This is a genomic window from Micromonospora lupini (assembly GCF_026342015.1).
GTDB lineage: Bacteria > Actinomycetota > Actinomycetes > Mycobacteriales > Micromonosporaceae > Micromonospora > Micromonospora lupini_B.
In genome coordinates this window covers 935,397-947,531 of the sequence record NZ_JAPENL010000003.1, presented here as the reverse complement: position 1 = coordinate 947,531, position 12,135 = coordinate 935,397, and the positions used below count along the sequence as shown (strand labels likewise).

Sequence of the window (12,135 nt, the reverse complement as noted above, 5' to 3'; positions counted from 1 at the left end):
TCGGTGCCGGCCCGGATCCGCGCGCCAGGCAAGATGGCAGGCATGACGCTCGTCCTGCCCATCGACCCGGAGGCCAACCGGCTGCTGGAGCGCAGCCCACTGGCCCTGCTTGTCGGCATGACCCTTGATCAGCAGGTGCCGATGGAGAAGGCGTTCTCCTCGCCGTACGTCCTCACACAGCGGCTCGGTCGCGACCTGGACGCGGCGGAGCTGGCCGGCTACGACCCGGAGGCCCTGGTCGCGCTCTTCGCCACCCCGCCCGCGCTGCACCGGTTCCCGAAGGCGATGGCGGCCCGGGTGCAGGAGGTCTGTCAGGTGCTCGTGGAGCGCTACGACGGCGACGCCGCGCTGCTTTGGGCAGACGTCACCGACGGGCCGGAGTTGCTGCGGCGGGTCGCCGGGCTGCCCGGCTTCGGCAAGCAGAAGGCGCAGATCTTCGTGGCGCTGCTCGGCAAGCGGTTCGGGGTGACCCCGCAGGACTGGCGGACGGCGGCCGGCGGGTACGGCGATCCCGGCGCGTACCGGTCGGTGGCGGACGTCACCGACGCCGACTCGCTGCGGCGGGTGCGGGAGCACAAGCAGCAGGTGAAGGCGGCGGCGAAGGCCGCGGAGGGCTGACGCTCAGGCGGCGGTCGGGTGGGCCAGCGACGCCAGCGCCCGCCGGACGTCGGCGAGGGAGACGGTGGCGGAGTCGTCCAGGTCGGCGAGGCCGGCCTCGATCCACTGCCGCATCAGCGTGGTGACCCCGATGCCCCGGGCGTCGGCGGCGGCGCGGACCCGCTCGTAGGTCTCCAGCGGCAGTCGCACCGATCGGCTCACCATCGGCACGTCCGTGTCGGGGGTCGGCAGGTCCACCCCCGGGCTGTCGTCGATCAGGTCGGCGAGCCGGTCGTCGCCGCTGTGGAACTGCTTGGTCGCGTCGTTACGGTGCATCGTCACGGCCTCCTCATCGGCGATCTCTCCGCACGGCCTCGTCGTAGCGCTTCGACTCGACGTCGCTCAGCTCGCGGGCGGAGAGGATGTCCCAGTCGTTGTCGGTGCCGTCGGCCTCGGCGAGCAGCACCGCCAGGCGGCGGCCCCGCCGGGCGGCGGCGTAGACCACCATCACGTCGTCACCCAGGTGACGGATGACCCGTCGCGCGCTGTGCAGCGCCTCCCAGACTTCCCCGGGTGTGACGTCGTAGACCCTCAGGTTGGCCAACGCCTCGTCGGTGAAGCTGAACCTGCTGCCCACGTCCGGCAGCGTACCACGCGCGTAACACGCGCCGGGCTGGTCAATTTTCGCTGATCACGCCTCCGTGGTGACAGGATGGGGCGTAATCCCCTCGAGGAGGTCCATGGTGAAACGTCAGGCGTACCAGCCGATTCTGATCACCGATGCCTCGCGCAGCCAGAATGATCAGCTCACCAGCCGTCAGCGTCGCTATGTCCTCATGATGGGCATCCGGGTGGCCTGCATCATCGTCGGCGCGATCCTGGTCGGCGCGAACGCCCCACTGCTCTGGGTCTGGCTGCCGCTGTGCGCCCTCGGCATGGTGCTCATTCCGTGGCTGGCCGTGCTGCTGGCCAACGACCGGCCGCCCAAGGAGGAGCACCGGCTGGCCAATCGGTTCCATCCCCGGCGGCAGGACGAGACCCCACCGATGAGTCTCACCGCCGAGGAACGCCCACACAAGGTCATCGACGTCGAGCCCTGACCCGCGAGCGGGCCAGGGCTCGACAGTCACTGCCGCACGTGGCAGTGGGCGTTATGGCTGTGGCCGCGCGCCGGCTGTGGAGACGGCCAACGCGCCCAGGTCGGTGGCGCGGCCCAGTGCCGCGGTCGGGCTGGCGCCCGCGAGCCACGCGGTGAGCAGACCCGCCGCGAAGGCGTCGCCCGCGCCCGTGACGTCCACCACCGCCACCCGGCGGGCCACGGCCGCGCAGACAGGTGTGGTGCGGTCCACCCAGACGGCTCCCGCCGCGCCACGTTTGACCACCACCCGCCGGGCCGTCGCCGACAGCGCCCGCCCCTGCGCCGCCGGGTCCAACCCGCCGGCCAGCACCGTGGCCTCGTCCGCGTTGACCAGCAGCAGGTCGACATCGCGTACCCAACCCAGGAAGGTCCGCGCGCCGACCCGCCGCAGCGGCGCCGCGGACGCCGCGTCGACGCTTGTGGTGAGCCCGCGCTCGCGGGCGGCGGCCAGCGCCCGCAACCCCGCGCCGCGCGACCCGGCGTCCAACAGGGTGTACGCGGACAGGTGCAGATGCCCCGCGTCGGGCACCGCCGTGAGGGCCTTCTCCACGTGCTCGGCGCTCAACGCGAGGTTCGCGCCCCGCGACGTGACCATGGTCCGCTCCCCGTCGGAGGCCAGCACGATCACCGTGCCGGTCGGGGCGTCCACCACCCGCTCGACGGCGCAGTCCACGCCCGCGCGGTCCAGCTCGGCCACCCGGTCGCGCCCGGCGTCGTCGTCGCCGACCGCGCCCACGAGCGTGACGGCGACCCCCTGGGCGGCGATCCAGGCGGCGGTGTTGGCCGCCTGGCCGCCGCCGCCGAGACTGATCTCGGCCCCGGTGTCCGAACCGGTGGCGAGCGGCCCGGACAGCACCGCGACCACGTCGGTGATCACGTCCCCGACGACGACCACGCGGGCCGGAGGGGTCATGCCGGGACGGCGGAGGTACGGGCGACCGCGGCGACCGCGATGCGCGCGGCCAGGTCGGCGTTGCGCAGGATGATCCGGACGTTCACCGCCAGGCTCGCGCCCTCGGTGGCCGAGTGGAAGTGCGCCAGCAGGTACGGCGTGACCGCCTTGCCTGTCACCCCGTCCCGCTCCAACCGCGCCAGGCCCTCGGCGAGGGTCCGGTCGTGCAGCTCCGGGTCGAGCTGCTCGTCGACAGGCAGCGGGTTGGCGACGAGCAGGCCGCCGGTGTGCACGGCGTGCTCGTCCCGGGCGGCCAGCACGGCGGCGACCTGCTCCGGGGAGTCCACCGACCAGTCCAGGTCGAAGCCCGCATCGGTGAGGTAGAAGCCGGGGAACCGCCGGGTGCGGTAGCCGATGACGGCGACCCCGAGGGTCTCCAGGCGCTCCAGCGTCGCGCCCACGTCGAGGATCGACTTGACCCCCGCGCAGACCACGGTGATCGGGGTCTGGGCCAGGGTGACCAGATCCGCCGACTCGTCGAAGGTGTGCGCCGCCTCCCGGTGCACCCCGCCCAGTCCGCCTGTCGCGAACACCCCGATGCCGGCGGCGGCAGCCACCGCGCTGGTAGCCGCCACGGTGGTGGCGCCGTCCGCGCCGGTCGCCGCCGCCACGGCCAGGTCGCGGACCGAGAGCTTCGTCACGCCATCGACGGTGGCCAGTCGGGTCAGCTGGGCGTCGTCCAGGCCGACCACCAGCTCCCCGCCGATCATGCCGATCGTCGCCGGCACCGCCCCGGCGTCCCGGACCGCCTGCTCGATCTCCCGGGCCACCCGCAGGTTCTGCGGACGGGGCAGGCCGTGCGAGACGATGGTGCTCTCCAGGGCGACGACCGGCCGGCCGTCGCGCAGGGCTTCGGCCACCTCGGTGCCGTAGCTGATGCGAAAGTCAGTCACACCGGCACGGTACGGGGTCGTACCCGGACCGGGCTCAAGTGGACCCGGCCGTGATGACCTGCCAAACTTGACGGTTGGAGGTGCAGACGTGAGCACAGAGGTTCTCGAGCGTCCGGAACTGAAGGACGCCGACACCGGTCCCGAGATGTTCCACTACGTCCGCAAGGAGAAGATCGCCGAGAGTGCCGTCATGGGCACCTTCGTCGTCGCGCTCTGCGGGGAGACCTTCCCGGTCACCAAGGCTGCCAAGCCGGGCTCGCCGGTCTGCCCCAAGTGCAAGGAGATCTACGACTCGTACCGCGAGTGAACCCCGGCCGGCGCTCCGGCCGGCGACGTAGCCTGCGGCGGTGACCACCTCCACCGCCCTGCTCCTCGCCGACCTGACCGGGGTGGCGGTCTTCGCCGCCTCCGGCGCCTCGGCGGCGGTGGCCAAACGGCTCGACCTGTTCGGCGTCGCCTTCGTCGGTTTCGTGGCCGCGCTCGGCGGCGGGATCCTCCGCGACCTGGTCATCGACGAGGTGCCGCCGCTCGCCTTCGCCGACTGGCGGTACGCCGCCACCGCGGCGATCACCGCGCTCGCCGTCTTCTGGCTGCACCCGCAGCTCGCCCGACTACGCACCACGGTGCTGGTGCTCGACGCGGCGGGCCTTGGTCTGTTCACCGTCACCGGCACGCTCAAGGCCCTCGACGCCCGGGTGCCGGCGGTCGGCGCCTGCCTGATCGGCATGCTCACGGCGATCGGCGGCGGGCTCGGCCGGGACCTGCTGACCGCCGAGATCCCGGTGGTGCTGCGCCGGGAGATCTACGCGGTGGCCGCCCTGGCCGGATCGATCGTGGTGGCGTTGCTGTACGTCACCGGCCAGACCGGGCCGGCACCGCTCACCGCCGCCGCCGTCGGGGTGGTCGGGCTGCGCCTCGTCGCGTTGCGCCGCCGCTGGTCAGCGCCGGTGGCGACGCTGCGGCCACCGCGGGCGAGCGGAGCCGATCCGCGTACCGACCGGGAGTGGTGAGGCTGCCCGTGCCGGCGTGGTGAGAGTGGCCGTGTCGACGCGTTGCGGCCCGTTCTGCTCGGGTGACGGATGCGACAGGCGTGGTGTCGCCTGGGCCGAGGGGCCCGCGCTGGTTATGCTGAGTCGGCCTTCGCGGCAGCTTCTGCGCGGAGGCGTTTTCATGGGCGGCGGTACTCGTGGCCCTCGCCCGGTGTCCGCCCTCGTGCGGTCGGAGAGGAGCTTTCGCGTGGCAGCCCGGACGCCGGTGCTCGAGACGTTCCCGGCACTACGTGCCTGGCAGCGCAAGGCCCTGGTGGAGTACCTGCGCCGGCGTACCGAGGACTTCACCGCGGTCGCCACGCCGGGCGCCGGCAAGACCACCTTCGCCCTGCGGATCGCCGCCGAACTGCTCGGCGACGGCACCGTCGAGGCGGTCACCGTTGTCGCGCCCACCGAGCACCTGAAGAACCAGTGGGCCGAAGCCGCGGCCCGGGTGGGCATCCAGCTCGACGCCGCGTTCCGCAACGCCGACGTGCACTCGGCGGCCGACTTCCACGGCGCGGTGGTCACCTACGCCCAGGTGGGAATGGCCCCGCAGGTGCACCGGCGGCGCACCATGACCCGTCGCACCCTGGTCATCCTCGACGAGATCCACCACGCCGGCGACTCCCGCTCCTGGGGCGACGGCGTCAAGAACGCCTTCGAGCCGGCCGTACGCCGGCTGATGCTCACCGGTACGCCGTTCCGCTCCGACGACAACCCGATCCCGTTCGTCACCTACGAGCGGGGCGGTGACGGGCTGCTGCGCTCCCACGCCGACTCGGTGTACGGCTACGCCGACGCCCTACGCGACGGCGTGGTCCGGCCGGTGCTCTTCCTGGCCTACTCCGGGGAGACCCGCTGGCGCACCAACGCGGGGGACGAGTTGGCGGCCCGACTCGGCGAGCCGATGACCCAGGACCTGGTGGCGCAGGCGTGGCGTACCGCCCTGGACCCGGCCGGGGACTGGATGCCGCAGGTGCTGCGGGCCGCCGACGCCCGCCTCACCGTGCTGCGCAACGCGGGCATGCCCGACGCGGGTGGTCTGATCATCGCCACCGATCAGCAGACCGCCCGCTCGTACGCCAAGCTCATCGAACAGGTGACCGGCGAGAAGGCCGCCGTGGTGCTCTCCGACGACCAGGGCGCGTCCGCGCGGATCGCGACGTTCGCGGCGTCCGACCAGCGTTGGCTGGTCGCGGTGCGGATGGTGTCCGAGGGGGTCGACATCCCCCGGCTCGCCGTCGGCGTCTACGCCACAAGCGCCAGCACCCCGCTCTACTTCGCCCAGGCGATCGGTCGGTTCGTGCGGGCCCGCCGCCCCGGCGAGACCGCTTCGGTCTTCCTGCCCAGCGTGCCGCACCTGCTCGGGCTGGCCAGCGAGATGGAGAACGAGCGGGACCACGTCCTCGGCAAGCCCAAGGACTCCGACGGCCTCGACGACGACCTGCTGGAACGGGCGCAGCGCGACGACCAGGCCAGCGGGGAGTTGGAGAAGCGGTTCGCGGCGCTCTCGGCGACAGCCGAACTGGACCAGGTGATCTTCGACGGCGCGTCGTTCGGGACCGCCGCCCAGGCCGGCACCCCCGAGGAGGAGGAGTACCTCGGCCTGCCCGGTCTGCTCACCGCCGACCAGGTCTCGCTGCTGCTGACCAAGCGCCAGGCGGCGCAGCTCGCCGCCCAACGCCGCCGTACGGCCGACGGGGCCGCTCAGCCGGCCGCTGCGGCCACGGCGGCGCCTCCGGCACCCATTAGCGCCGCTCAGCGTCGTGTGGCGCTCCGGCGGCAACTGAACGCTCTGGTGGCCGCCCGGCACCATCGCACCGGCCAACCCCACGGCAAGATCCACGCCGAGCTGCGCCGGCTCTGCGGCGGCCCGCCGAGCGCCCAGGCCACCATCGAGCAGCTCGAGGAACGCATCGCGACGGTGCAGACCCTCTAGCCCCGTTGGTCCACCCCAGCTACCTGGCTCCGGTCTCCAGGAACCCGAGTGGACCAACCGGGTGCGGAGAGACAGGAAAAAGCCCGCCGGAGGCCCCCATGGGGGCCTCCGGCGGGCTATGTCGGTCTACGGACTCAGTTCGCCATCAGATCGGCGCCACGCCAGCTGAAATCGGGCTCCGTCGCGAACCGCTCGGTGATCTTCACGAGATCCTCCGCGTACTTGTTCGCGTGGTGCCCGCAGAACACCAGCTCGCTCCCACCCACCAGAGTGATCCGGAGCTTACCGGCAGCATTGCAGCGGTCGCACCGTTCATCGGCGGCTGGGGGTGCCACCGTTTCGGGCGGCGGCGTGAGGGTCGAGTTCATCGCCTTCCTCCTCTGGTCGTCACCGATGAACAATCTCTTCGGTCGTTGCTCACCTATCGTGCAACACCCTTGCTAGGCGCTGCCTTCCCTGTGTGCCCGCGGGGGACCGAGGTCACACCTGGCAGGGACAGTGTGCCGTGCACCCAGGGTGCCACGTCAACGATCACATTCGTGCATCCGGACGATCTCCATCTGGTGTTGCACACCAGGTGGCCAAAACGACACGTTCGGTTGACGAAACCGGCTCAGTCCAGGTAATCCCGGAGGACCTGCGAGCGGGACGGGTGACGCAGCTTGGACATCGTCTTGGACTCGATCTGCCGGATCCGCTCCCGGGTCACCCCGTAGACCTGACCGATCTCGTCGAGCGTCCGCGGCTGACCGTCGGTCAGGCCGAAACGCAGACGTACCACACCCGCCTCACGCTCGGAGAGCGTCTGCAGCACCTGCTGGAGCTGGTCCTGCAGGAGCGAGAACGAGACCGCGTCGACCGCGACCACAGCCTCGGAATCCTCGATGAAGTCACCGAGCTGGCTGTCGCCCTCGTCGCCGATGGTCTGGTCCAACGAGATGGGCTCCCGGGCGTACTGCTGGATCTCCAGCACCTTCTCCGGTGTGATGTCCATCTCCTTGGCCAGCTCCTCCGGCGTGGGCTCGCGGCCCAGGTCCTGGAGCAGCTCGCGCTGTATGCGGCCGAGCTTGTTGATGACCTCGACCATGTGCACCGGGATGCGGATCGTGCGGGCCTGGTCGGCCATGGCGCGGGTGATCGCCTGCCGGATCCACCAGGTGGCGTACGTGGAGAACTTGTAGCCCTTGGTGTAGTCGAACTTCTCCACCGCGCGGATGAGGCCGAGGTTGCCCTCCTGGATCAGGTCCAGGAAGGCCATGCCACGCCCCGTGTACCGCTTGGCCAGGGAGACGACCAGACGGAGGTTCGCCTCGAGGAGGTGGTTCTTGGCGCGCTCGCCGTCGCGGGAGATCCAGCCCAGGTCGCGGACCATCTCCCGGACGAGCTTCTCGTCGCCCTCGTCGGCCGCGCGCAGCTGCTCGGCGGCGTAGAGCCCGGCCTCGATCCGCTTGGCCAGCTCCACCTCCTGCTCGGCGTTGAGCAGCGGGACCTTGCCGATCTGCTTCAGGTACGCGCGGACGGAGTCGGCGGAGGCGGTCAGCTCGGCGTCGCGCCGGGCCTGCTTGAGGGCCTCGGACTCCTCGTCGTCCCACTCGAAGTCGTTGTCGGTGGCCGACGCGGCGGCGTCGGTCTCGGCGGCCTGGGCCAGCTCGGCCGGCTCCTCCACCACCACGTCCTCGATGGCGGCGGCGAGCTCCTCGGGGTCGATCTCACCCTCGGCGCCCTCGCCCTTGGCCTTGCCGCCGGCCTTGACCGGCTTGGCGCCGGCAGCCGCGGCCACCGTCGCCTTGGTGGCGCGGGTGGACTTGGTCGCCTTGACCGGGGTGGCCCCGGCGGCGGCGACCTCGGCGGTGCCGCCGGCGGCCTTGCGAGCGGCCACCTTGCGCGGAGCCGGGGTCGACGGCGCCTCGTCGGAGGCGGGCGCCTGCTTCGGGGCGGGCGCGGCCGCCTTCTTGGTGGTCTTGGCGGTGGTGGCCCGGGACGCGGGGGTCGTCGAGCGGGCCGCGGCGACCCGGCGGCGGGTGCTCGCCGAGCCGTCCACCACTACGGTCACTCCCGCCTCGGAGAGCGCCCGCAGGATCTTCTTGGCCTGGGCCGGAGTCACCTCGGCGGTCTCGACGGTGCGCGCGAGCTGGGCCGACGTGAGCTGACCACCGGCGCTCTGCGCGTGGGCGATCAGGGTGTCGGTGAGCGAGCGAACGTCGGCGCCGGGCTGGCGGGGTTCTGTCACGAATGACCTTCCGGAGGCGAAGAGCGGGCACGGCCGGGTCGTCCGGCACAGCGTGGGGCAACCGGGCCGGGCGATGTGGTTGAGGGACCCTCGTGTCCCGGGCCGGCCGGTGGTCGGCGGTCCGTGGCGCGTGGGCAGGGGTGAATTGTAACGCCGTCTGCGGCGATCATCCTGCGCCGCACGGCGTAACGGCGGCGGGACCGCCGATTCGGCGCAGATGTGGACTTTGTAAGGATGATACTCGCGCACGGCCCGGAACGCCCCGGTCGTACGGGAAGGGGACCCTGGAATGGACCGTTCGGCGCCGCCACCGCGGGAACTGTTGGCAATCGCGCTCGACGTGGCTCGGGACGCGGCGGCCACCGCGTACCGGATGCGGGTCGAGGGCGTCTCCGTGGCGGCGACCAAGAGCACGGTAACCGACGTGGTCACGGCGGCGGACCGGGCGGTGGAGCGGCAGGTCCTCGACGCGCTGCGCGCGCTGCGGCCGGGGGACGCGGTCCTGGGCGAGGAGTACGGCACCCAGGACACCGGCCCCGCAGAGCCGGGCGGCGTGCGCTGGATCGTCGACCCGATCGACGGCACCGTGAACTACCTCTACGGGTTGCCGTACAGCGCGGTGTCGCTGGCCGCCGAGGTGGACGGGGTGGTGGTCGCCGGCGTGGTGCGCAACGTGAACACCGGCGAGGAGTGGACCGCCACCGCGGGCGGCGGCGCCTGGCGCGACGGTGTGCGGCTGCGCTGTTCCGGCGAGACGGACCTGGGACAGGCGCTCGTCGGCACCGGCTTCGGCTACGACGCCGGCCGGCGGGCGCACCAGGCGTCGGTGGTCGCCGGGCTGATCGCGTCGGTGCGGGACATCCGCCGCCTCGGCGCCGCCGCCCTGGATCTCTGCCTGGTGGCGGAGGGGCGGCTGGACGCGTACTTCGAGAAGGGCCTGGGCGCCTGGGACCTGGCCGCCGGCGGGCTGGTGGCCGCCGAGGCGGGCGCGCGGGTCTCCGGCCTGGCCGGTCGCCCGCCCGGGCCGGACCTGGTGATCGCGGCCCCGCCCGCCCTCTTCGCCGACCTGCACGACCGGCTGGCCGCCCTGGACGCCTCCGGCGGCCCCTGACGACGCCCCTGAGCGCCCCGGGGCGTGTCGGGGCGCCGGGGGGCGGACCGCCCCCCGGGGTTACGCAGTCACTTCTTGGGGGCGGGGGACGGGCAGGAGCCGGCGGGCGCGACAGGTGGGCCCAGGTCGCCGAGGGACTGGTTGACCTCGGTGGTGGTGGCGAGCTGCTGGAAGCCGTTGCCCAGCACCACGTCGACGACGTCGTCAGTGCGCTTCTCGTCGTAGACCGGCTCGGCGTTGTTGAGGAAGTACGCCTTGAGCAGGTGGGCGGAGCTGACACCCTTGGGACCGAACTTCAGGACGGCGACGTCGTCGATGCCCTTCGGCGCGTTGCCGACCTTCTTGACCTGGAACTTGCGGTTGCGGAAGTCGTCGGCGACGGCGCCGGCGCGGCCCGGCTCGTCGGTCGCGTTCAGGACGTTGATCTTGACGTCCTTGGTCTCGTGCAGGGTGACGTCCGCCAGCGGCCAGCCGTCCGGGCAGCCGCCCGCCGCGCCGGCGTCGCCCTGGCTGTCCCGCACGATCGCGGTGATCACGAACGCCAGGGCCAGGACCCCCAGCAGGCCGACGACGACGAGTGCTCGCACTCGCGCAAAACTCATCTGGGCGCTCCCGGGACCTCAGGTGGGTGGCGGCGGCCGCCAACGATCGCACTGACCGCCGGCCGTCGAATACGCCGCTGAGGTTAACGGTTGTCCGGCCGTCGCGTGGAAACAGTCCGACATGCCGGCGCGCCGACCGTGAACCGGGTACTACTACCCCTATCTTCGTGTCGCCTGAATCACATTGGGAACAACTTCGCGTGCGGGGGCGTACATCTCAGCCGCAAGGGCGGTATACATGCCTCGCCCAAGGGGGGGTAAGGTTCCGCGCTCGCAGGGGAGTGGCCCCAGCGGTCCCGACCCGTACGGTCCCCGGGTCGGGTGCCCGACACAAGTGGTGGTCGGCCAGCGGAACCGAAACAGCGTCGTCCGGCGTTACAACCGGAAGCGACAACATCGATATGGGAGAGTGACAACCGATGGCCACCGACTACGACGCCCCGCGTCGCGACGAGGTCGACCTCGGCGAGGACAGCCTGGAAGAGCTCAAGGCACGGCGCGTCGACTCACAGTCGGGCGCGGTGGACGTCGACGAGGCCGAGGTCGCCGAGAGCTTCGAGCTGCCCGGTGCCGACCTGGCCGACGAGGAGCTCACTGTCAAGGTGCTACCGATGCAGCAGGACGAGTTCCGGTGCGCCCGCTGCTTCCTGGTCCACCATCGCAGCCAGCTGGCGGTCGAGCGCAACGGCGAGCTGATCTGCCGAGAGTGCGTCTGACACTCACGACACCGGCGGCGGCCTCCTGATCGGGGCCGCCGCTACCGGTGTAGGCATGCGACGCCGGTGGGTACCTGCTTGACTCGTAGCGGGTAGCCACAGCACCGGGAGGTCCGACCCATGAGCGATCGAGGCGACACCACCGACGGCGGCGCGGACGACCTCGGCGCCACCGTCGCGGCGTTGACCGCGGACGACATCGCGCCGGCCCGGCGGCGCCAACTGCTCACCCGGATGGTGAGCCAGGCCCGTAGCCGGGGCATTTCCGACCTGTTCAAGCCACGCGCCGCCGTGCGCTGGATGACCGACACGGTGGCCGAGATCGCCCCGCACGTACCGGTGCGGGACCTGGCCACCCTGCGTCGACACTTTCCCGGCCTGGACGACGCAGCCCTGGCCGAGCGACTGATCCGCAACGCCTCCCGCGCCACTGCCGGGATCGGCGCGGCCGGCGGGGGAGTCGCCGCAGTCGAGTGGACAGTCGCGCCCACGCTGCTCTCCGCGCCCGTGCTGCTCGCCGCGGAGACCGTCGCCGTCGTGGCGGTGGAGCTGAAACTGATCGGTGAGCTGCACGAGATCCACGGCGTGGCGCTGCCCGGCGCCGGCGGTCAACGGGCGGTGGCCCTGGTGCACTCCTGGGCCACCCAGCGCGGGGTCAACCCGATGGTGCCCGGCGTGGGCGTGGGCGCGGTGCTCGGCACCGCCGCCCGCAAGGAGATGCGGGACATGCTGCTGCGCCGCTTCGGGCGCAACCTCACCACGCTCGGGCCGTTCCTGACCGGCGCGGCGGTGGCCAGCTACCTCAACCGCCGGGCCACTCGCCAGATGGCCGACCAGCTCCAGGTGGACCTGCGCCGGCAGGGCATCGCCCGGCCAGCGCCACCGCCGGCCCTGCCCGGCCCACCGACGGGCACCTGAGCGGAGCC

15 protein-coding genes are annotated in these 12,135 nt (G+C 72.2%); 8 read left to right on the top strand and 7 right to left on the bottom strand.

Going from position 1 to position 12,135, the window contains the following annotated elements:
• Window positions 1-33 precede the first annotated feature (33 nt).
• The gene (locus OOJ91_RS32370; RefSeq protein ID WP_266251551.1) at window positions 34-618 is read left to right on the top strand and encodes an HhH-GPD-type base excision DNA repair protein; all 585 of its coding nucleotides are present in this window, start codon (window positions 34-36) and stop codon (window positions 616-618) included.
• 3 nt (window positions 619-621) lie between these two features.
• Here the strand turns inward: OOJ91_RS32370 and OOJ91_RS32365 are convergent, their stop codons facing one another.
• Both OOJ91_RS32365 and OOJ91_RS32360 read right to left on the bottom strand, forming a co-directional pair.
• Window positions 622-933, bottom strand: a complete 312-nt coding sequence (locus tag OOJ91_RS32365; protein ID WP_007456902.1) for a hypothetical protein — start codon at window positions 931-933, stop codon at window positions 622-624.
• Between the two features lie 13 nt (window positions 934-946).
• Window positions 947-1,234, bottom strand: coding sequence for a hypothetical protein (locus tag OOJ91_RS32360; protein WP_124771959.1), 288 nt, complete (start codon window positions 1,232-1,234; stop codon window positions 947-949).
• Between the two features lie 103 nt (window positions 1,235-1,337).
• Here OOJ91_RS32360 and OOJ91_RS32355 point away from each other — a divergent pair, with 103 nt between their 5' ends.
• Window positions 1,338-1,697 (top strand): DUF3099 domain-containing protein, encoded by a 360-nt coding sequence (locus tag OOJ91_RS32355; RefSeq protein WP_266251071.1) that lies wholly within the window; start codon window positions 1,338-1,340, stop codon window positions 1,695-1,697.
• 51 nt (window positions 1,698-1,748) lie between these two features.
• On the opposite strand, the gene OOJ91_RS32350 is transcribed toward OOJ91_RS32355, so the two are convergent.
• Window positions 1,749-2,648 carry a carbohydrate kinase family protein gene (locus OOJ91_RS32350; protein WP_266251069.1) on the bottom strand — a complete coding sequence of 300 codons (900 nt, stop codon included), beginning with the start codon at window positions 2,646-2,648 and terminating at the stop codon, window positions 1,749-1,751.
• On the bottom strand, window positions 2,645-3,580 hold the full coding sequence (locus tag OOJ91_RS32345) for a pseudouridine-5'-phosphate glycosidase (RefSeq protein WP_266251068.1): 936 nt from the start codon (window positions 3,578-3,580) through the stop codon (window positions 2,645-2,647). The genes OOJ91_RS32350 and OOJ91_RS32345 overlap by 4 nt, the downstream gene beginning before the upstream one ends.
• Window positions 3,581-3,668: 88 nt before the next feature.
• Between OOJ91_RS32345 and OOJ91_RS32340 the strand changes: the two genes are divergently transcribed.
• The 3 genes from OOJ91_RS32340 to OOJ91_RS32330 all read left to right on the top strand — a co-directional run bounded on the left by OOJ91_RS32340 (window position 3,669) and on the right by OOJ91_RS32330 (window position 6,550).
• A complete protein-coding gene (locus OOJ91_RS32340; RefSeq protein WP_007456912.1) occupies window positions 3,669-3,887 on the top strand; it encodes a DUF3039 domain-containing protein in 219 nt (72 codons plus the stop codon).
• 40 nt (window positions 3,888-3,927) lie between these two features.
• Window positions 3,928-4,590 (top strand): trimeric intracellular cation channel family protein, encoded by a 663-nt coding sequence (locus OOJ91_RS32335; protein ID WP_266251060.1) that lies wholly within the window; start codon window positions 3,928-3,930, stop codon window positions 4,588-4,590.
• 226 nt (window positions 4,591-4,816) lie between these two features.
• The gene (locus tag OOJ91_RS32330; RefSeq protein ID WP_266251058.1) at window positions 4,817-6,550 is read left to right on the top strand and encodes a DEAD/DEAH box helicase; all 1,734 of its coding nucleotides are present in this window, start codon (window positions 4,817-4,819) and stop codon (window positions 6,548-6,550) included.
• Window positions 6,551-6,684: 134 nt separating this feature from the next.
• Here the strand turns inward: OOJ91_RS32330 and OOJ91_RS32325 are convergent, their stop codons facing one another.
• Together OOJ91_RS32325 and OOJ91_RS32320 are read right to left on the bottom strand one after the other, a co-directional pair.
• Complete coding sequence (locus tag OOJ91_RS32325; protein WP_007456919.1) at window positions 6,685-6,918, bottom strand: DUF7455 domain-containing protein; 234 nt, start codon at window positions 6,916-6,918, stop codon at window positions 6,685-6,687.
• Between the two features lie 245 nt (window positions 6,919-7,163).
• The gene (locus OOJ91_RS32320; protein ID WP_266251054.1) at window positions 7,164-8,780 is read right to left on the bottom strand and encodes an RNA polymerase sigma factor; all 1,617 of its coding nucleotides are present in this window, start codon (window positions 8,778-8,780) and stop codon (window positions 7,164-7,166) included.
• 289 nt (window positions 8,781-9,069) lie between these two features.
• On the opposite strand from OOJ91_RS32320, the gene OOJ91_RS32315 reads away from it, so the two are divergent.
• Window positions 9,070-9,891, top strand: a complete 822-nt coding sequence (locus tag OOJ91_RS32315; RefSeq protein ID WP_266251052.1) for an inositol monophosphatase family protein — start codon at window positions 9,070-9,072, stop codon at window positions 9,889-9,891.
• 68 nt (window positions 9,892-9,959) lie between these two features.
• Here OOJ91_RS32315 and OOJ91_RS32310 read toward each other — a convergent pair whose 3' ends face one another.
• Window positions 9,960-10,478 carry a LytR C-terminal domain-containing protein gene (locus OOJ91_RS32310; protein WP_266251549.1) on the bottom strand — a complete coding sequence of 173 codons (519 nt, stop codon included), beginning with the start codon at window positions 10,476-10,478 and terminating at the stop codon, window positions 9,960-9,962.
• A gap of 434 nt (window positions 10,479-10,912) precedes the next feature.
• On the opposite strand from OOJ91_RS32310, the gene OOJ91_RS32305 reads away from it, so the two are divergent.
• On the top strand, window positions 10,913-11,209 hold the full coding sequence (locus tag OOJ91_RS32305; RefSeq protein WP_007075406.1) for a DUF4193 domain-containing protein: 297 nt from the start codon (window positions 10,913-10,915) through the stop codon (window positions 11,207-11,209).
• A gap of 120 nt (window positions 11,210-11,329) precedes the next feature.
• Entirely contained in the window at window positions 11,330-12,127 is a 798-nt protein-coding gene (locus OOJ91_RS32300) for a hypothetical protein (protein ID WP_266251028.1), read from the top strand.
• Window positions 12,128-12,135: the final 8 nt, after the last annotated feature.